The organism is Pseudomonas sp. (genome assembly GCF_030690725.1).
GTDB lineage: Bacteria > Pseudomonadota > Gammaproteobacteria > Pseudomonadales > Pseudomonadaceae > Aquipseudomonas.
Genome location: NZ_JAUYGD010000082.1, coordinates 1 through 19,388, shown reverse-complemented (window position 1 = coordinate 19,388; position 19,388 = coordinate 1). Strand labels below are relative to the sequence as shown.

The following is a 19,388-nucleotide window of genomic DNA, read 5'->3' as shown; positions in this document are numbered from 1 at the left end:
AGCTGTTCAGCGGGAAATAGTGCCCATCATGTCAATCCAGTAGGTCGCTGCGGAAGTATTTCCTGCTGTAGCGCAAGGCAGCAGGGCGTTGAGATAGGCCTGCCAATTGGCAGCTACTTCACATGGAGAGACCTGATATGCCTACTTTGAACTCAGCCATCACGCTTGCAGGCAACCTCGCAGACTTCAACCATGACGGTTTTGAGATCGATGCGATGAACTTCCTGTTTGATCGTCTTGATCGCGGCAACCTGACGGTTGACGGCGATGCGCTGTACATCGGCCAGCAAGTGGTACACCACTACACCTGGCGTGACAAAGGTCGCAACCGCACCTGCTCGATGTTTTTCACCTACGGTAATGCTCCCAGCCATATGACGGTTTATGGTTTGGGTAAGCACTGCGGCGACAGTGACAAGGAGTACAAGCTGTATACCTGGGTCGACAAAAAGGAACAGCTTTACACCCTGGAGCCGACGCGCAGCGACTCGCGCTTTCGCTCGTTGTTAGCGCCAAACTGAGCCTGGATAAGCGCTCCTCTGGAGCGCTTTTTATTTCGCCTCGGCGATCATGCGTCGTGGCCGCTGCAGCAATTCTCCACTGCAGTTCGGGCAGCTCCCGCGCAATGTGTGACTGACGCAGTCGCGGCAAAATGTGCACTCGTATGAGCAGATAAAAGCGTCCTGGCTATCGGCCGGCAGGTCCCGCTTACAGCATTCGCAATTGCTACGTAGTTCCAGCATGGCAGGCTCCTTGGGTGAGGTGTTCAGGCGAAGCGTTCGGCATATTCCTGTGGGCTGATGCCGAGGTGCTTGTGAAAGGTGCGGCGCAGGTTTTCCGGGTGGTTAAAGCCGCTCAATCGCGCCACCGTGCTGATCGATGCCTGTGCGTTCTGCAGCAGGCTGCGCGCCACTTGCAGGCGCACAATCTCGACATAGCGACCTGGGCCCATGCCCAGTTCTTGGTTGAAGGTTCTCGATAAAGTGCGTGGCGTCATATTGGCTTGCCTGGCCAGAGCTGCCAGCGACAGGTCCTCATGCAGGTGCAGCGGTATCCACTCCAGCAGGCTGGCCAGGCGTGGCACTCGGCTCGGTTCTGGAGTCAGCAGCGCGCTGAACTGCGCCTGTCCGCCAGGGCGACGCAGAAACAGCACCAGGCGCTTGGCCACGGCTAATGCCAGTGGCCGGCCGAGATCGGCTTCGACCAGAGCCAGCGCCAGATCAATCCCTGCGGTAACCCCTGCTGAGGTAAAAATATGACCATTTCCAGCAGCGTCTTGCGGATCATAGGTGTGCAGGCAGTCGCCACTGATCTCAACCTGCGGATGTTCCTGACGCAGGCAGTCGAGATCGGCCCAGTGAGTAGTGGCGCGGCGGCCATCGAGCAGGCCGGCGGCGGCGAGAATCAATGCGCCGGAACAGACCGAGCCCACTCGCCGGATCTGCGGCGCGGCGCTACGTAGCCAGGTCAGCAGTTCAATGTTCTGACATTGCGCTTTGTCGCCCTGGCCACCGGGGATCAGCAGGGTGTCGATATGTGTCGGGTTTGTGGCACTCCAGGCCTGTTCGGCAACCAGTTGGAAACCCGCTGAAGTAGGCATCGCGCCAGTTTGCTGGCCGAGTACCAGCAGGCGATAAGCGGCGGGCAAACCCTGGCGTTGGCGTTCGTCATTGGCGGAGGCAAATACCTGCAATGGGCCGGTCAGATCCAGGCTCATAACATGCGGATAAAGCAGGCAGGCGATGGTTCGCGGGGCATCCATAGGGGTAGCTCGATAAGCGATGGATGCAGTCTGCGCTTAACGAGTAATTGGCAACAAGGACAATAAACCCACAGATATTGCCAGCTCAGCGTCGCCGGTGCGGCGAGGGAGAGAAGGGCTCTGACAAGAGGGGCCGATTGGCAGCTCAGAGCCCTTGTTGCAGCCGTCGATTACTCCGGCATGCTCCATGGCTCCAGGGTGAAACCTTGCTGGCTGAGTTGCTCACGGGACTGCTTGAGCACATCGGCAAATTGCACCGGGTCACTGTAGATGGTACTGGACAGTTGAGTACGGCCGAGCAGGCGGGTGCTGGTACGGTCGATCACACTCAGGCTGAGGTTGCCAGTGCCATCTTGCGGGGCCCAGGCGACGCATTGGAAAGGTTGAAAGGCGCGGTCGGCAATCAGCAAAGCTTCGTTAAAACGCAGCGGTGCGTTCATGGGGTCGGTTTCTCCGAGGTGATCCCAAATACACAAAGGGGCAAACGGTAGACTCACGCTTGCCAGTCATATGCGTTGATGAACGAAGCTGACCGCTAAGTCACATGTTGGCGAAAAAATGCACGGAATTGTCCGATAAATCACAGTTTTAATCGTGTAAGCCGAGAAACTGGGCGAGGAAGAGGGTGGTTAAGCCTTCTCTGAGCCTGTGCAGACCGCCAGTAATTGCTGCAGATAACGGGCGATATAACGCTGAAAGCCGCGGTCATCCCAATAGCCCAAGTGGCTCAACGGGGTATGGCGCTTGTACCAGGGCCCCACTGGCATGGCGCGGTCCTCGGCGACCACGGCAGCGTAGTTGGGCAGTGGGCGCAACGGGTAACCCAGTGGGTCGGCGGGGGCATAGAGATTGAGCCAGCGCGCCTGCTCGGTCACCGCGTCAGTCAGGCAGTGGCCGGGGAAGCGGATCGGCACAACCGGGTCGTAGGCAAAGGTAAACAGCGGGATATTGCAGCCGAAGGTGATCAATCCGCTGAGGGTTTCCAGGGCCAGAAAGGGGTCCAGTGGGCACTCTTCAACCTGGTTGATGCGCTGCTGATCCCAGACAAAATTGGAGAAGATATGCCCACCCAACGAGTGCGCCAGCACCACCAGTGGGGTATCGGCATCGACCTTGGCGCGCAAGGCATTGAGGCCGCTGCGCAGGCACTGATGGACTTCTTCATAGGTGGTGTCGTAGGCCTGGCTGACTTTGCGGTAACCGCTGGCATCACCGAGAAACAGCGTGACGATGCGGCGCAACCAGCGCCATCGCACGGGCTGGTCACGCAGCTTGTCGAGAAAAGCCAGTTGCCGCTTGTCTAGCACGCTGGCCCAGTACAGGGTCTGGAAGGCCACCTCGTCGGCCTCCGCGCCGAGGCGTTGGCGCAGCCCGGCGATCAGGCTCTGGGCGAAAGCGTGCTGGCCTTCGTCGTCACGCAGGTCGGGTTGCGTGCCGATGCCGTGGATAATGGCGACTGCGAGTTTCATTCTGCCCATCCTTGGTCATGCTGCTTTGGGTGTTCGGTCGGCGTCAGTCGTTAGAGTGGCTGCAGACGCTCGCCGAGGCGGCCGCTGTCGACCAGTTCGAGAAACTCGTCGCCCAGCCGCTGGCTTTCGCTCATGGCTGTGCGCCAATAGCGTTCGCGGCCGGCATCATCGCCCAGGTAACGACTGAAGTCCTTGCGGTCGGGGAGTTTGCCATGGGGCAGGCGCGCCAGGTAGTCGCGTGAGGGGGCCAGCAGCAACACATCTTGCAGGCGTCCGCCATCACCACGACGCCAGGGCATGCCCTTGTCGAACCAGCCGGGGATGACCTTATCGGTGAAGTGCGGGTAAAGCACGATGTCTTCGCCGCTGTAGGGCAGATCGAGGTGATAGTCGAGCAGGCCGCCATCGCGGTAGGTGCCAGGCCCGGCACCGGGAATATCGCGCACCCCTTGCATGATCATCGGGATGGAGCCTGAGGCCAGCAATGCATGGCGCAGGTTGCCGCTGTCGAGTTGCAGATAACGTGAGGGGAAATCGCTGAGCGTACCCAGCGGCGGCGCCAGGCGGGCGTCGTGCAGAATCACCCGCTCGAAGTGTTTGGCCAGTCGCGGACGGCCCAGCAGATTGCTGCCAATCACCGATGACAGGCCCAGGCCGAGGGCGCCGCGGTGATCGTGCTGCAGCAGGCCATGGCTTTTCACCACGACGATATTCAAGCGGTAGTGCGGGTTGCTGAGGATGTTGGCGTCGTCGTTGCCCAGTAGCTGGTCGAGCATCAGGCTACAGCTGTTCGACACCTGCGCCATGCTCACGCCTTTGGCAAAGCGCTGCGAGGTATACAGCTCACCGAGGCGACGCAAGCCGGCTGCCGCATCCGGCAAACAGGCGCTGGCGAAACGCCAGGAACCGATGGATGCGCCAATCAGCGAACGTTCGCGGGGCGCACGCTGCAGCCAGTCGCCAAACAGTGCCAGATCCAGCCCCTGAATGCCCAAGGCCTTCGGGCCGCCTGCAGCGCCAGGCAGAATACCGACATCCGCCGGCTGCAGGCCGTGCTCGCGAATCCGCGCAAGGGCGCGTTTACCGGCCTTAATTGTCAAAGCAGGGGACTTGATTAATATCGCACTCATGCTGGCCTCCATCGCGCAAGGCAGCGATTATAGAGCGCTGGATTGTCAGGCCAAGCGACTTCAGCGCGTGAATGATGCGCGCGTGGGTTGAGATAAATCAGTGTTTACGCCATGTCTTAAGCAAATTCAGCTTGAGTTAAGTCGTGTGCAGTAACTTGGACTCCGTCGAAAGCCAACTCCATAAGGAACTTGAACATGAAAACCCTGACTGCCGTATTTGCCGCTGCTGCCCTGACCCTGACTGCCGGTTTGGCCCAAGCCCGTGACCTGGGCCCGGATGAAGCGCTGAAACTGCGTGACGCCGGCACCATCCAGTCCTTCGAAAAACTCAACGCTGCAGCGCTGGCGTTGCACCCAGGCGGCGTGACTGAAGACACCGAGCTGGAAGAAGAGTACGGCCGCTACATCTACCAGGTTGAAGTGCGTGACGCCCAGGGCGTGCAGTGGGACGTCGAACTGGATGCCACTAACGCCCAAGTGCTGAAGAACCAACGAGACGATTGATGAACAACACTGCTTGGCTTGCCCGCGCACTCCTGGCCTGCCTGCTGCTGACGCTGACGTTCAGCAGCAGCGCGCGTGACCTGGATCAGGATGAAGCATTACGCCTGCGCCGCGAGGGGCTGATCATGCCCCTTGAGCAGTTGCTGCAGATTGCCTTGCAGCGTCATCCCGGTGCGGTTTTGCTGGAAGTCGAGCTGGAAGAAGAGGACGGCGTGTTGGTCTACGAAGTCGAACTGGTGACTGAGCAAGGCGTTGTGCGCGAACTGGAATTGCATGCCGGCACCGGCGAAGTGCTCAAGGACGAGGTGGACGACTGAATGCGCCTGTTGCTGGTTGAAGACCATGTACCCCTGGCCGATGAGCTGCTGGCCAGCTTGACCCGCCAGGGCTATGCGGTTGACTGGTTGGCCGATGGCCGTGATGCCGCCTATCAGGGCGCGACCGAACCTTATGATCTGATCATTCTTGACCTCGGTTTGCCTGGCAAGCCGGGGCTTGAGGTGTTGCAGGAATGGCGGGCGGGTGGCCTTAGTACGCCGGTTTTGATCCTCACGGCGCGCGGTTCCTGGGCTGAGCGTATTGAAGGACTCAAGGCTGGGGCCGATGATTACTTGAGCAAACCCTTTCACCCGGAAGAACTGCAACTGCGCATTCAGTCACTGCTGCGCCGCGCCCGTGGTTTGGCCAACCAGCCACAACTGGAAGCGGCGGGCTTGCAGCTGGATGAAAGTCGGCAATCGGTGCAGCGCAATGGCGAAGAGGTGCAGCTGACCGCCGCCGAGTTCCGCCTGCTGCGCTATTTCATGCTGCATGCCGGGCAGCTGCTGTCGAAGAGCCACCTGGCTGAGCACCTGTATGACGGCGAGAGCGAACGCGACTCGAATGTTATCGAGGTGCATGTCAACCACCTGCGCCGCAAGCTGGGCCGCGAGATCATCGAAACCCGGCGCGGCCAGGGTTATCGCTTTAGCGGAGATGCTGCTTGAGGTCGATTCAGCGGCGTTTGAGCCTGGGCCTGATCAGTGTCTTGCTGATTGTTGGTCTGCTGCTGGCGCAAAGCAGCCTCTGGCTGTTCGACCGCAGCCTGCGCAGTTACCTGCAGACAACCCTGCAGGATGAAACCCAGACCCTGCTCGGCGCGATTGTGCGTGGCCCCAATGGCCTGCAACTGGATGAGCGCCGCCTCAGCGCAGCATTCAAACGGCCTTACTCCGGCTTGTATTTTCGTATCGATCTGGAGGATCAGAGCTGGCGTTCGCGCTCACTCTGGGACCGTGACCTGCACCTGAATGAAACGGCTGGCTTGCAAGATGCGCTGGGTGATGGGCCGCAAGGCCAACAATGGCTGGTGTACCGCGCCGACTATCAGCGCTTTGGCCAGCCCATCGTGATTCACGTGGCGCGCGACTACACACCGATCCTCAACAGCTTCAGCCAGGTTCAAAAGATTGTTCTGGGCCTTGGGGTTAGCGCCTTGGTGCTGATTCTGCTGCTGCAGCGGCTGATCGTCAGCCGGGCGTTGCGCCCGCTGGAGCAGACCCGCCGGCAGCTTATGCAACTGCAGCAAGGCCAGCGTAGTCAGCTGGACCAGCAGGTGCCGCTGGAGCTGGAACCGTTGGTGGCGCAGATCAACCACCTGCTGACACATACCGAAGACACCCTCAAGCGCTCGCGCAATGCCCTGGGCAACCTCGGCCATGCGCTAAAAACACCGTTGGCGGTACTGGTCAGCCTGGCCACCCGGGAAGAACTCAAGCAATTGCCGCAATTGCGCGAGAGCCTGAATGGCCAGCTGCAACAGATCGAACAGCGTATCGCCCGCGAACTGGGCCGCGCCCGCTTAGCCGGCGAGGCCTTGCCGGGTGCGCATTTTGACTGTGCCAATGAGCTGCCGGAACTGTTCTCGACCCTGACGATGATCCATGGCAACCACCTGCAACTGGACTGGCAGGCCGAGCCTGGCTTGCGTTTGCCCTGGGACCGTGAAGACCTGCTGGAACTGCTCGGCAACCTGCTGGACAACGCCTGCAAATGGGCCGACAGCCAGGTGCAGCTGCAGATCCGCAAGGTGGGCGAGGATTACCAATTGCTGATTGATGATGACGGACCGGGCATCGACGCCGCGCAGCGCGAGGACGTGCTCAGCCGTGGCAGCCGTCTGGATGAGCAGGTGGCTGGGCATGGCCTGGGCCTGGGCATAGTGCGCGATATCGTCGATGCCTGGGCCGGGCAATTGCAGTTGACGGATAGCCCGCTGGGCGGTTTGCGCGTAACGGTCAGCCTGCCGGTGAAGCGCATCTGAGTTCATCGGGTACGCTTCACCTTGTACTCACATGCCGTTAGCAAATGCCGGGTTGCTCATATCGATACTGGCGCGTACCGGAAGTAGGGCGTGTGCGTACTTGGCCAGAATATCCAGCTCGTAATCGATACGCGCATGCAGGCGCTGATCGTCTTCGCTGCTCGGCTCTGGGGTATTCAGCACCTTCTCGACGCTGCGCACGATCAGATGCTCAGGCAGGTAGCAGAGGCGGCAGTTCTTGTAGCTGGAGGCGCGCAGTTCGCTGATCGGGTAAGCCCCGCCGACGCCCGAGGATACGCCCACCAGCAGCCCTGGCTTGTGCGCCAACTCGGCCTTGCTGGCGTAGATAAAGAAGTTCTTGATCGCCGGGCAGGCCATGCCATTCCACTCCGGAGAGATGATCACCACCGCATCGGCGGCCGCCAGTTGTTTGCTGTACAGCCCCCAGGGGCCGGTGTCGTCGGCGGGCCATAGCGGCAGCGGGGCGAGGCCCAGGTCAATCACGTTGCTCTGCGCCGCATCGGTGTGGCCCAACTGAATCAGGCGCTGACGCAAGAAGCGGGCGACCTTGCCCGATTGGCTGTTGCTGCGGCTGGAACCGGCCACCAGGGCGATATTAAGCATCGTGCACCTCTATTAATTTATGCGTCGTAAATGAAAAACGCAGGCTAACGATTGCTAGCCTGCGTCACAAGGAAGCAGCCGCCAGAGTGGCGGTCCGATGGTGCCATGTCGACTAAACGCGGAACTGGTCCATCAGACTCTGCTGGTGATTGGCCAGTTTATTCAGACCCTGGCTGATTTTCGCCGACTCATCGGCCTGGGCGGAAATCGACTCGGTGACATCACGGATCGAGGCCACATTGCGGTTGATCTCCTCGGCCACCGAGCTTTGTTCTTCGGCGGCGCTGGCGATCTGCAGGTTCATATCGGTAATCACGCTGACCGCTTGGCTGATGCGTTGCAGCACGGCCACCGCCTGTTCCACCTGATCGACGCTGCCCTGGGCCTGGCGATGGCTGCTGTGCATGGTGCTGACCACCTCCTTGGTGCCGCTTTGCAGGCCTTCGATCACCTGGCGGATTTCCTCCACCGAGTCCTGGGTGCGTTTGGCCAGGTTGCGCACTTCATCAGCCACCACGGCAAAACCACGGCCGGCTTCCCCGGCGCGGGCGGCTTCAATCGCCGCGTTGAGGGCCAATAGGTTGGTCTGTTCGGCAATCGAGCGGATCACTTCGAGTACCGAGCCGATCTTCTCGCTGCTGTTGGCCAGGCCTTCGACTTCCTGCATGGCCACGTTCATTTCGTTGGCCAACAGTTCGATGGTCGAGGTGGTTTTGCCGATCACGCTCATGCCTTCGCGGCTGGCCTGGTCGGCGGTACGCGCCGCTTCTGCGGCTTGCGCGGCGTTGTGCGCCACATCCTGCGCCGTGGCGCTCATTTCCTGAAACGCGGTGGCCACCTGGTCGACTTCACGGAACTGCTGCTGCATGCCATCACTGGTCTGACTGGCGATCAGCGCAGACTGGTCGGCGGTGCTGCGGGCGTCCTGCACACTGCGTTTAACGTCAGCGATGATCGGCTGCAGCTTGTCGAGGAAGCGGTTGAACCAGCTGGCCAACTCGCCCAGTTCATCCTGCTTGGCGTATTCCAGGCGGCGAGTCAGGTCGCCTTCACCGCTGGCGATATTCTTCAGCATCGCCGCGACCCCGAGAATCGGCCGGGTCACGCCCAGCGCCGTCAGCCAGATCAACAGAATACCCACCACTCCGGCAGCCAGGCCGAGGCCCAAGGACACCGCCGTGCTGCGGGTGCCCATTTCATCCATCTCGGCTTCCAGGCGGGTGGCCGGCTCCAGCAGGACTTTCTCGGGCACCTCCATCAATACGCCCCAAGGTTGCGATTCGGGAATCGGCAACAACGGTTGCAGCACCTGCAGTGCGCCCTCGTGGTGCAGAACCTCCGGGCGGTTGCTAGCCACCAAATTGAGGATTTCGCGGTGTTGGTCTGTGAAGGCTTTTTCCAGTTTGCCGCCCAGCAGGCTGCTGTCGCGGCTATGGCCGGCCAGCAAGCCCGCGGGGCTGATGATGCTGACATGTCCGGCGCCATCGAACAGGCCCTGGTGCGCGCTGGTGCTGAGTTCTTGCAGGCTGGCCAGGCTGATATCCACGCCGAGTACGCCGATCACCTTGCCGTCTTGTTCCAGTGGGAAGGCGATGCTGGTCATCAGGACTTTCACCCCGTCAGCCTCATCGATATACGGGTCGAGCAGGCAGACCTTTTTTTGCTGCAGTGGGCAGCTGTACCAGGCGTTATAAGGCGCACCGCTGAGACCTGGCGTGGTGTCGTTGAGAGTCTCTTCAGTCATGGATTCGGAGCTGAGCTCGCCGTCGGCGCCCTGCGCCCAGTAGATCGAGTAGCGGCCCTTGTCATTGCTGCCGAGGTTGGCCTGATCGGCAAACAGCTCGTCCTTGCCATCCAGGGCGTTGGGCTCGAATGTCACATAGATGCCCAGCAGGCTGCGGTTGGCTTCCAGTGCGCTGCGTACCTGGCGTGTCAGGTCTTCGCGCAGGTCAAAGGCATCAAGAAAGCGCTTTTCCGCCTGCTCACGGATAAACAGCACCTGGGTGGCGGCACCACGTCCATATTGGTAGGCGTCCATAAAGTAGCGCTGCATCTGCAGGGCCTGAGACTCACCGCGCGCCGACATCCGCAGCTGTGCAGATTCCTGCAGCATGGCCGAGCTGGCCTGCTTGACCAGGCTGGCGCTGCGCGAGGCCTGAATGACCGAGGCCGAAACCAATACGGCAACAATGGCCAGCAAGCACAGGCCGGCCAGCAGGGTGATCTTCAACTGGATGGAAAGTCGGCTGAACAGCATTTTCAGGACCTTTTGATGGCAGAGGCTTAGAGCGCCTATCGGCGCTTAGGGGCTTTTCTTTAAGTTTCAGGTTAAGTAAAGCAGAGCAAATTGCAGGCCAGCGGCAGCATGGAAATGGCAGGGTAATCGAAATTAGCAACACCTTGTACAGAATAATTTACGGGTGTTTTGACAGGTCAGTCAGCATTGTGCAGAGTACGCGCCCTTCGCCGAGCCGGCGCAGCATCCAGAGAAGGTCGAAACCTTCGCGGACCTACTTAAATTGCGGGAGTAAATCGATGAACGCAGTCGTTGCGGCAGTGGGGATCATGCTGATTCTCAGCTTGTGCCGTGTGCACGTGGTGGTAGCCCTGATTGTCGGTGCCTTGGCCGGTGGTCTGCTCGGTGGCCTGGGTATTGAAGGCTCGCTGGCTGCCTTCAACAAAGGTCTGGGCGGTGGGGCGACAGTGGCGTTGTCCTATGCCTTGCTCGGTGCCTTTGCCGTGGCGATTGCCAAATCCGGCCTGGCCCACGCCTTGGCGGACAAAGCCCTGGCCATGGTCGGCAAGCAGGACGCCAAAGGCGCCGGCCTGCTCAAGTGGCTGCTGATTGCGCTGCTGTTGGCGGTGGCGATTTCCTCGCAGAACATCCTGCCGATTCATATCGCCTTTATCCCGCTGCTGGTGCCGCCGCTGCTGTATGTATTGAGCAAGCTGCAGCTCGACCGCCGCCTGATTGCCTGTGTGCTGACCTTCGGCCTGATTACCCCCTATATGTTTCTGCCGGTGGGCTTTGGCGGGATCTTCCTCAATGACATTCTGCTGGCCAATGTTGCCAGCGGCGGCGTTGATACCAGCAACCTGGACGTGACCAAGGCCATGGCCATTCCGGCACTGGGCATGCTGTTCGGCTTGCTGGTGGCGGTGCTGTTCAGCTACCGCAAAAAGCGCGTGTATGACCTGAGCAAGATCGAACAGGCCGAGCGCGTGGATGTTGCCTACAACCCGCTGAGCCTGCTGGTGGCGGGCGTGGCGATTGTCGCGGCATTTGTCGTGCAGCTGTGGCTGGATTCGATGATTATCGGCGCCCTGGTCGGCTTTATCATTTTCTCGGTGTCTGGCGTAGTGCGCTGGAAAGAGGCCGATGGCCTGTTCACCGAAGGCATGAAGATGATGGCGATGATCGGCTTTATCATGATCGCCGCCGCCGGTTTTGCTGAGGTGATGAAGGCCACCGGCGACGTAAAAAGCCTGGTCGACAGCTCCGCCGAGCTGATCGGTCATGACAAGGCGCTGGGGGCGTTGCTGATGCTGCTGGTCGGCCTGCTGGTCACCATGGGCATCGGTTCGTCGTTCTCCACCGTGCCGATTATTGCGGCGATCTTCGTGCCGTTGGGCCTGCAGCTGGGCTTCAGCCCGCTGGCCATTCTGTGCATCGTCGGCACTGCCGGCGCGCTGGGTGATGCCGGCTCGCCAGCTTCAGATTCGACCCTCGGGCCAACCGCCGGGTTGAACGTCGATGGCCAGCACAACCATATCTGGGACAGCGTGGTGCCGACCTTCCTGCACTACAACCTGCCGTTGCTGGTATTCGGTTGGGCAGCAGCTATGGTGATCTGACCGGGGCATTGCTCGTTTGCCGCGCGATAGCGCCAGACGACTCAACCTTTCAGCGGGGCTACCGATAAAGCGGTAGCCCCGTTTTTATTTCGCTCTACTGCCAAGCAAGGATCTGCCCGATGCGCCTTACCTTGAAATCAAAAGTAGTGCTGTTGGCACTGATACCGGTGGTGCTGTTTGCCCTGGTACTCAGTGGTGCCGCCGCCAAGGTGTTACAAAACCTGGCGGCCCAAGAGGTTGAAGAAACTCGCGAGCGCCTGCTGCAGGAAAGCCGCAGCGAACTGCAGCACTACGTGCAGATCGCTCTGGGTTCGGTACAAACCCTGTATGACGGCGCCGCGCAAGGTGATATGGCCAGCCGTGAGCAGGCCGTGGCGATCCTGTCGAAGATCAAGTTCGGCAAGGACGGTTACTTCTTCGGCCATGACTCCAATGTGGTGCGCCTGTTCCGTGGCGACAGCCCGGTGGATGTCGGCAAGAGCCTGGCGGATCGTCGCGACCCGAATGGCGTGTACATCAACCGTGAACTGGTGAATGTCGCCAAGAACAACAGCTACTACGTCAATTACAGCTCGCCACTGCCGACCGATGATTCGGTGCTGGTGCCGAAAATGGCTTACAGCTACTACCTGCCGAAATGGGACATGGCCCTGGGCACTGCGATCAACCTGGACGGCGTTGAAGCGCAGATCGCCCAGGTGCAAGTTGAAATCGACGAGCGCATCAGCACCATCATTACCAGCATCATGGTGATTGCCGCCGTGCTGCTGGTGGTCTTCGGCATTGTCGGTGTGGTGCTGAGCAATACCTTCCTGCGCCCGCTGCAGCAGATCAAGGACAACCTCGATGACATCGCCGCCGGTGAAGGCGACCTGACGCGCCGCCTGCCGATTAATGGTGATGATGAGCTTGGCCAGCTGGCGGGTTCGTTCAACCGCTTTGTTGAGAAGATCCACGGCCTGGTGCGGCAGATCGTCGACATGACCGGCCAGCTGACCGAACTGGTCGGCCAGGTATCGGCGCAGGCGCAGCGTTCGGAAGAGGCCATGGAGCGTCAGCGCCATGAGACCGATCAGGTGGCGACTGCCATCAATGAAATGTCCGCTGCGGCCCATGAAGTCGCGCAAAGCGCCCAGGGCGCAGCCGAGGCAGCGCAGAAGACTGACACCGAAGGCCAGGCCGCGAAAAAGGTGGTCGATGGCAGCATCGAGCGCATTCACACCCTGGTGCAGGACATCCGCGACAGCGGCGTGTCCCTCGACACCCTGCAGAAAGACGTGTCGTCGATTGTCAGCGTGCTCGATGTGATCCGCTCCATCGCCGAACAGACCAACCTGCTCGCGCTCAACGCCGCCATCGAGGCAGCGCGAGCCGGTGAAGCGGGGCGCGGTTTTGCCGTGGTCGCCGATGAGGTGCGGGCGCTAGCGAGCCGTACGCAGCAAAGCACCCAGGAAATTCAGGGCATGATCGACCGCCTGCAAAAGGGCACCCAGGATGCGGTGACGGCGATGCGCCGCTCCAGTGATGCCGGCGATGTCACCAGCGAACAGGCCAACCGCGCCGGCACATCGCTGGATGCCATTGCGCAACTGATCGGCACCATCAACGCGATGAACGCGCAGATCGCCAGCGCCGCCGAAGAGCAGACCGCAGTGGCCGAAGAGATCAACCGCAGCGTGCACAAGATTGCCGTGGCGGTGGACAGCGTGGCCGACGAAACCCAGCAGGGCGCACAGACCGCGCGCAACCTGGCCGGGCTGGGTGAGCGGCTGGGCTCACTGGTGCGCCAGTTCCGCATCTAGCACCTGACGCAGCCACATTGAAAGGGAAGCCATGCTTCCCTTTTTTATTGTTCTGAGCATTAGTCCGTAGGAGCGGGCCATGCCCGCGATAATCGTTTCGCGGGCATGGCCCGCTCCTACGGAAATAGCGCGGCGACAGATAACCGCAACAGCTTAAAACCCACCGCGCTATATCCAATAAGTATGTAGCCCTGTGGTTAGTGGGAGTTTCTTGGACTAACGTGCACGAATCGCCAGGCTGGCTTGAATGTCGAGCAGCGGCGACACGTTTGGGTGCGCGCAGTTACTGCTGCTTCGGCGCGGTGTATGAGCAGTCTCCAGTGGGTGATGGACTGATTTCGGGTGACAGCTGGAGGGGATTCGTACAACGGCTCGGGTATGTGGACCCATCGATAACAACAAGATGAGGGACTCACCATGTCTGTAGCGATAGCACTTCGGCGCTGTGCCGCGCCGCTGATAGTTTCGGCCCTGGCCATGCCAGCACAGGCCGAGGAGGGCGATTACAACTTCTGGCAAACCCTGAGCAACCTGGTAGTGGCACCGGCGGCGGATAACAAGGTCACCCCGGCGCAACGCCTCGGCCCGTACCCGCTGCTGGCCAACCCGAGCGGCTTCAACAGCGGCTTCAAACCGGCCAATTACTACGCCTGGCAAACGGTGCAGATGGCCCCGCAAACCGGCGCCGTGTGCGGCAACGGCTCGCCGTACAAGTTCTTCGTCAATCGTGTACCCAATACCCGTAATACCATCATCTACCTGGAGGGCGGCGGTGCCTGCTGGGACTACGCCAGTTGCACCGGCCAAAGCGGCATTCGCGGCGCACGCAACCCCAACGGCATTCCCAATGACTACATGAGCCTGCTCAATCCGGGTGCCAGTCTGGTCAGCCCCTTCGTGGTGCGCCTGCATCCCTGGACGCGGGTAAAAACCCAGAACTGGAACATGGTCTATGTGCCGTATTGCACCGGCGACATCTACTCCGGCGACAAGGTCGCGGTCTATCAAGACCCGCAAAGCCAGCAGGCGCCGCTGATCTGGCACCACAACGGCCTGCGCAATATGCGTGCGGTGGTGGGTTGGCTGAAAGACAACCTGCCACGTCCCACGCAGATGCTGACCACCGGCTGCAGCGCTGGCGGTGCCGGCAGCCTGACCAACTACGCACCGACCCGGCAGGATATTGCGCCGACGCGCAGCTTCCTGATCAATGATTCCGGCCCGGTGTTTTCGGCCATCAGCGGTGGTGGTAATAGCGCTTATCCATCCTTGCCGCTGCAAGGCTTGATTCGCAGTGCCTGGGGGCTGGATGCCGGGCCTTTGCCGTACCTGCAGTCGCGTTTACCGGGGCTTAACCTGAACAACCTGGGCAGCATTTATCCGGCGTTGTCGAGCAACCTGAGCGCTGATCGCATGGGCCATACGCACTTCTGGAAGGACCTGAATTACTCGTCCTATTCCTACGAGCGCTTCTATCCGGAGATCATCAATGCACCGAACCAGGCCGCCAAGGAGGCGCTGATTCACGCCAAATGGGATGTGGATACCGGCAGGCTGCGTAACGAGCTGGCCAACCTGCCGAATGTCGGCGGTTACTTCCCGCAGTACCGCGCGGTCAATGAAAGCCACTGCACCAGCATCATCGAGTTTGCCAACGCGGATATTCAGGAGCAGAACCTGCAGCTGGATGACTTCGTCAATAACGTGATGAACGGCAGCGGCCCGGTACTCGATGCCTCCGAGCAGAGCGACACCGCCGACCGCAACAAACCCTTCAACCTGCTGTACTACGCGCTCGACCAATTACTGTAACGCCAGCCCCGGCCTGAGCAGCCTGCTCAGGTCGGGTTATTGGTAGTGCTGTTCACGCGCCTGCTGCAGGCGTTGACGCAGGTACTCATCGCGGCTCAAACCATCGGGAAAGCTGTCCATGCTCAGGACTTCCTCAACGATGCGTTTCTCATCAGTCTTGTAACGACGAAACTCGGCGCTGGGCGTCGCGGCCTTGGCTTCGCGCTCGGCGCTAATCGCTTTGTAGCGGGCGACCAATGCGGCGGCCTGATCTTTCTGCGCTTGTTCATCGCCAGTGGTGAGCTGAATCAGGCCCAGTTGCAGTAACAGCGACTCGCTCATGGCCAGTTCACTGCGCTGCTCGTAAGTCTCGATCTGCTCACGCAAGGCCTGCGCCTGGCTTTCACGTTGCGCGGGTGACAGCTCGGCGGCGCCGCTGACAAAGCTGCGGTAGGCCTGATGGAACGCCAGGCGCTGCTCCTGGTTTTTGACGGCGGGGTTTTGCAGCAGCTCCTCTAGCTGCGCCTCAGTGGGCATCTGCGTTGCCGGGCTAACGCCCGAGAGCACGCTTGTGGGGTTGTCGGCCTGACTGGCCAGCGCTACTACTTGCGGCTCGCTCTGTAGGCGCCAATACAGCGTGCCGAGCACCGCAATCAACACCAGCCCACCACCGAATAGAAGAGGTTTTCCCTGCACCGGCTATCTCCTGAATGACGCCGCACCGTGCGGCGTTTTCAGCTTAGCAGGGTGTTGAAAAACCTAGCCGAGGCATTCAGCGCTTCTTACTGACCCAGGCCCAAAGCATTTCACACTGGATCGGCTGGATACCGGCTTCATCGGTCACGGTCACGGCAACCAGTACTTCGCCTTTTTCCTGGGTGTGAATGGCTTGAATCTGCTCGGGTGTCAGGCTGGCCACGGCGCGCAGACTGCCGGTGGCGCGCTTGAGGTAGTCGACCTTGAGACTTTTGATTAGCGGCAATTTGTCATCCGGCACGTTCATGCCGACCAAAAAACCCGTAGCGGATTCAGCCAGCAGCGCCATGGCGGCGGCATGCACGCCTTTGATGTGGTTCTGCACCTTGCGCTTGTTGGCGATGCTCATCACCGCCTGCTGCTGGGTCAGCGTATGCACGCGTACCTTGGCGGTACCGGCGAACTTCACCTGGGAGCCAAATAGCAGCGACAGCGCCGGGCTTTGCAGGGCGCTGGGCAGTTGCTGGATTTTGCCGACGATGCGGCTCAAGCGGTTGCTGGACATGCTGATGCTCTTTGCGCAGAGGGAAGGGCATGAGTCTGTCACAGCGAAATGTGACCGGCCAGGGCTGACCGGTCACATTATTGCCAGTCGATTAGAGCAACCGACGGCCGTCTTCGCGGGTGATGATCACAGTGGCCGAGCGCGGACGCTGACCAGAACCATCCGGCCAGGTGCTGAGTAGGTTGGTCGCCGTTGAGCCTTCGCCCGGGTGCTGGATATTGACGAACAGGGTGCGGAAGTCCGGGGTGGCGGTAATACCCGTTACCTCGGCGCCCACAGGCCCTACCAGGAACCGCTTCAGCTCACCGGTACGCGGTTCGGCAACCAGCATCTGGTTGTTGCCGAACGGGCCGCTGCTCAATTGGCTGCCGCTCATGTCGGTCTGAATCCACAGCCGGCCTTCCTCGTCGAACCACAGCCCATCTGGGCTGGCCAGGCGATTATCAGCAGTCAACGGTTGGCCATTCGGACCGATGCTGTCGGTCTCCGGGCCTGCCAGCATAAACAGGCTCCAGGCAAACTGGCGGCCGGCGTAGTCCTTGCTCAGCTCACGCCAGCGGATGATATGGCCGAACGCGTTGGCTGGGCGCGGGTTGGCGGCATCGGCACTTGTCCGGGCACTGTTGTTGGTCAGGGTGAAGTACACCTCGCCGTTGTCCGGATTGACCGCGCCCCATTCCGGCCGGTCCATCTTGGTGGCACCGACCACGTCTGCCGCCAGACGGGTATTGATCAACACCTCACCCTGGTCGGCAAAGCTCACTCCGGCGGCCTTGCAGGCTTTCTGGAACTTCTTGTCGTTGATATCCAGCGCGAGCCATTCACCCTTGCCGCTGGCATCGAAGCGCGCGACATACAGCGTGCCTTCGTCCAGCAAGCGGCCATTGCTGCGCCCTGGCCGGTATTTGTCGCGGCTGACGTATTTGTAGATGTACTCGTTCTGCGAATCGTCGCCGGAGTAGCACACCACTGGCCGGCCCGACTTCACTGGGGCGAACACCAGGCCTTCGTGGGCGAAGCGACCAAGGGCCGTGCGTTTGACGGGAATGGACTCTGGCGCGAACGGGTCGATCTCAACAATCCAGCCAAAGTGATTGGGCTCGTTGCGATAATCCGCGCTGGCAGTGGTGGTAATGCGCGTGGCATCGAAGCGTTCGAACTCATCACCCTTGAGGTGATCCCAGCCGTAGCGGCTGCTGCTGCGAAGGCCATAGCGGCTCAGCTCGCGCGGCAGGTCGCTATCGCGGCTGGCAAAGTAGCCGGCCCAGTTTTCTTCGCAGGTCAGGTAAGTGCCCCACGGGGTGAAGCCGTGGGAGCAATTGTTCAGGGTGCCGCGAGTGGCCGTGCCTTTCGGGCTGTAACGGGTTTTCAGCAACACATGGCCGCGCGCCGGACCGCTGATCTGCATGGGCGTGGCCCCGGTAATCCGGCGGTTTCTGGCGCTCGGCAACACCGCCCATTCGCCATTCAGGCCACGGCGTACTTCCACCACGGAAACGCCATGGGCGTTGATTTCCTTGCGCACTTCTTCGGCGCTGCTGCGTTTACCGGCCACTAGCGTCGGGCCATTGGGGTGCAGCAGCGGCGCATCGACGTATTCGTGGTTGAGCACCAGCAAGCCGTGATCGCTTTTCTTGCCGCCGCGCTGCGCGTCAATCGGGAAGAAATGCATGCCGTCATGGTGCATGCCCAGTTGCTCGGCCTGATCCTGGGCGCTGTTGCTGCCATCGCTCAGGTAAGCCGGGTAGTTGCCGGTGATCGGCGTGCCCCAGGGGATAAAGGTCGTGGCGCGGTAACCGCTCGGTACGCTGATGCTGTCTAAACGGTTGGTCGCAATGGCCGTGAAGGGCAGTTTGCTGCGCGGTTTAAAGCGCAGTTTTTCCAGGCCCTTGGCAGCGGGCTCTGCCGCTACCGCGGCGCCAGGCATAAGACTGCCGAGAAACGCCAGGGTGCCGAGTGCGGCTCCGGCAGCCAGCACTTGTCGACGGCCGACGCCGTCGATCAGCTGGTTGATATGCGGGTTGTTGGACGCATTGCTGGGCAGTTCATCGCCATTGCCGAACAGCACTGAGTTGTCATTATCGTGGCTCATGCAGGCTCCTTGGATTAATCGACGGGTGCCTGACGCTATCCAATGAAATTGACGTAAACATGACAGCGGCTGTGCGAAAGCGCACAAAACCGGAAGAAGGGCGAATCGCGGGCAAAAAAATGGCCGGGAGCCATTTTTAACGTCGCACAGCGACGGCCAGAAGGGTGGCCGCCATGGATGGCAGGCCATAAAAAAAATCCCAGCATTTCTGCTGGGATTTTCTTAACACCCTCAACCTTGATCGTGGCCTCGGTTGAGTGAACCGGTTCTTAGCTGAACTGGTTCATGGTGTTGTCTTTGCCGCCGGCTTTCAGGGCCGCTTCACCAGCGAAGTACTCTTTGTGAGCGTCGCCGATGTCGGAACCGGACATGTTCTGGTGCTTAACGCAGGCGATACCTTGACGGATCTCCTGACGCTGAACGCCTTTCACGTAGGCCAGCATGCCTTGCTCTGCGAAGTAACCTTTGGCCAGGTTGTCGGTGGACAGCGCGGCGGTGTGGTAAGTCGGCAGAGTGATCAGGTGGTGGAAGATACCAGCCTGAGCAGAACCATCACGCTGGAAGGTACGGATCTTCTCGTCAGCAACCTGGGCCAGCTCGGTTTCGTCGTAGTCGACGCTCATCAGCTTGGTGCGGTCGTAGGCGGAAACGTCCTTGCCTTCAGCAACAAAGGCATCGAATACCTGCTGACGGAAGTTCAGGGTCCAGTTGAACGATGGGCTGTTGTTGTAAACCAGCTTGGCGTTCGGGATGGTTTTACGGATTTCGTTAACCATTTCTGCGATCTGGCCGACGT

Annotated in this window: 17 protein-coding genes and 4 pseudogenes; 9 read left to right on the top strand and 12 right to left on the bottom strand. The window is 60.4% G+C overall.

The window, feature by feature from the left end; translation table 11 throughout:
• The first annotated feature begins 137 nt into the window (after positions 1 to 137).
• The gene (locus Q8O69_RS19950; protein WP_305593960.1) at positions 138 to 521 is read left to right on the top strand and encodes a hypothetical protein; all 384 of its coding nucleotides are present in this window, start codon (positions 138 to 140) and stop codon (positions 519 to 521) included.
• A 30-nt stretch (positions 522 to 551) separates the two neighbouring features.
• Here Q8O69_RS19950 and Q8O69_RS19945 read toward each other — a convergent pair whose 3' ends face one another.
• The 5 genes from Q8O69_RS19945 to Q8O69_RS19925 all read right to left on the bottom strand — a co-directional run bounded on the left by Q8O69_RS19945 (position 552) and on the right by Q8O69_RS19925 (position 4,361).
• On the bottom strand, positions 552 to 743 hold the full coding sequence (locus Q8O69_RS19945; RefSeq protein ID WP_305593958.1) for a DUF1272 domain-containing protein: 192 nt from the start codon (positions 741 to 743) through the stop codon (positions 552 to 554).
• A 23-nt stretch (positions 744 to 766) separates the two neighbouring features.
• Positions 767 to 1,762: a GlxA family transcriptional regulator gene (locus Q8O69_RS19940; RefSeq protein WP_305593956.1), complete on the bottom strand. Its 996-nt coding sequence runs from the start codon at positions 1,760 to 1,762 to the stop codon at positions 767 to 769.
• 170 nt (positions 1,763 to 1,932) lie between these two features.
• A complete protein-coding gene (locus Q8O69_RS19935) occupies positions 1,933 to 2,202 on the bottom strand; it encodes a hypothetical protein (protein WP_108487995.1) in 270 nt (89 codons plus the stop codon).
• A gap of 189 nt (positions 2,203 to 2,391) precedes the next feature.
• Positions 2,392 to 3,231 (bottom strand): hypothetical protein, encoded by an 840-nt coding sequence (locus Q8O69_RS19930; RefSeq protein WP_305593954.1) that lies wholly within the window; start codon positions 3,229 to 3,231, stop codon positions 2,392 to 2,394.
• A 50-nt stretch (positions 3,232 to 3,281) separates the two neighbouring features.
• Positions 3,282 to 4,361, bottom strand: a complete 1,080-nt coding sequence (locus Q8O69_RS19925; protein ID WP_305593952.1) for a patatin-like phospholipase family protein — start codon at positions 4,359 to 4,361, stop codon at positions 3,282 to 3,284.
• Positions 4,362 to 4,556: 195 nt separating this feature from the next.
• Between Q8O69_RS19925 and Q8O69_RS19920 the strand changes: the two genes are divergently transcribed.
• Genes Q8O69_RS19920 through Q8O69_RS19905 form a run of 4 tightly spaced genes read left to right on the top strand, consistent with a single transcriptional unit; the run spans position 4,557 to position 7,167 of the window.
• Positions 4,557 to 4,865, top strand: a complete 309-nt coding sequence (locus tag Q8O69_RS19920) for a PepSY domain-containing protein (protein WP_275962941.1) — start codon at positions 4,557 to 4,559, stop codon at positions 4,863 to 4,865.
• Positions 4,865 to 5,182: a PepSY domain-containing protein gene (locus Q8O69_RS19915; RefSeq protein WP_275962942.1), complete on the top strand. Its 318-nt coding sequence runs from the start codon at positions 4,865 to 4,867 to the stop codon at positions 5,180 to 5,182. Before Q8O69_RS19920 ends, Q8O69_RS19915 begins: the two co-directional genes overlap by 1 nt.
• Complete coding sequence (locus Q8O69_RS19910) at positions 5,183 to 5,851, top strand: response regulator transcription factor (RefSeq protein ID WP_305593950.1); 669 nt, start codon at positions 5,183 to 5,185, stop codon at positions 5,849 to 5,851. It begins immediately after the preceding gene.
• A complete protein-coding gene (locus Q8O69_RS19905) occupies positions 5,848 to 7,167 on the top strand; it encodes a sensor histidine kinase (protein WP_305593948.1) in 1,320 nt (439 codons plus the stop codon). The genes Q8O69_RS19910 and Q8O69_RS19905 overlap by 4 nt, the downstream gene beginning before the upstream one ends.
• Positions 7,168 to 7,194: 27 nt before the next feature.
• On the opposite strand, the gene Q8O69_RS19900 is transcribed toward Q8O69_RS19905, so the two are convergent.
• The 3 genes and pseudogenes from Q8O69_RS19900 to Q8O69_RS22290 all read right to left on the bottom strand — a co-directional run.
• Positions 7,195 to 7,791, bottom strand: a complete 597-nt coding sequence (locus Q8O69_RS19900) for an NADPH-dependent FMN reductase (protein WP_275962945.1) — start codon at positions 7,789 to 7,791, stop codon at positions 7,195 to 7,197.
• A gap of 112 nt (positions 7,792 to 7,903) precedes the next feature.
• Positions 7,904 to 8,416, bottom strand: a pseudogene (locus Q8O69_RS22295) (methyl-accepting chemotaxis protein); the annotation flags it as partial.
• Positions 8,417 to 8,761: 345 nt separating this feature from the next.
• A pseudogene (locus tag Q8O69_RS22290) lies at positions 8,762 to 9,829 on the bottom strand (HAMP domain-containing protein); the annotation flags it as partial.
• A 497-nt stretch (positions 9,830 to 10,326) separates the two neighbouring features.
• Between Q8O69_RS22290 and Q8O69_RS19890 the strand changes: the two are divergent.
• From Q8O69_RS19890 to Q8O69_RS19880, 4 genes and pseudogenes are all read left to right on the top strand, one after another.
• Complete coding sequence (locus Q8O69_RS19890; RefSeq protein WP_305593943.1) at positions 10,327 to 11,646, top strand: Na+/H+ antiporter family protein; 1,320 nt, start codon at positions 10,327 to 10,329, stop codon at positions 11,644 to 11,646.
• A 119-nt stretch (positions 11,647 to 11,765) separates the two neighbouring features.
• Positions 11,766 to 12,542 (top strand): annotated as a pseudogene (locus Q8O69_RS22285) (cache domain-containing protein); the annotation flags it as partial.
• Positions 12,543 to 12,626: 84 nt separating this feature from the next.
• Positions 12,627 to 13,448 (top strand): methyl-accepting chemotaxis protein, encoded by an 822-nt coding sequence (locus tag Q8O69_RS22280; protein WP_371136202.1) that lies wholly within the window; start codon positions 12,627 to 12,629, stop codon positions 13,446 to 13,448.
• Positions 13,449 to 13,865: 417 nt separating this feature from the next.
• A complete protein-coding gene (locus Q8O69_RS19880; protein WP_305593939.1) occupies positions 13,866 to 15,260 on the top strand; it encodes a pectin acetylesterase-family hydrolase in 1,395 nt (464 codons plus the stop codon).
• 36 nt (positions 15,261 to 15,296) lie between these two features.
• Here the strand turns inward: Q8O69_RS19880 and Q8O69_RS19875 are convergent, their stop codons facing one another.
• The 4 genes and pseudogenes from Q8O69_RS19875 to Q8O69_RS19860 form a co-directional block, all read right to left on the bottom strand.
• Complete coding sequence (locus Q8O69_RS19875; RefSeq protein WP_305593937.1) at positions 15,297 to 15,935, bottom strand: hypothetical protein; 639 nt, start codon at positions 15,933 to 15,935, stop codon at positions 15,297 to 15,299.
• 76 nt (positions 15,936 to 16,011) lie between these two features.
• Positions 16,012 to 16,500, bottom strand: coding sequence for a DUF4442 domain-containing protein (locus Q8O69_RS19870; protein WP_167144644.1), 489 nt, complete (start codon positions 16,498 to 16,500; stop codon positions 16,012 to 16,014).
• Positions 16,501 to 16,591: 91 nt separating this feature from the next.
• Positions 16,592 to 18,592, bottom strand: coding sequence for a PhoX family phosphatase (locus tag Q8O69_RS19865; RefSeq protein ID WP_305593934.1), 2,001 nt, complete (start codon positions 18,590 to 18,592; stop codon positions 16,592 to 16,594).
• Between the two features lie 269 nt (positions 18,593 to 18,861).
• A pseudogene (locus tag Q8O69_RS19860) lies at positions 18,862 to 19,388 on the bottom strand (isocitrate lyase); the annotation flags it as partial.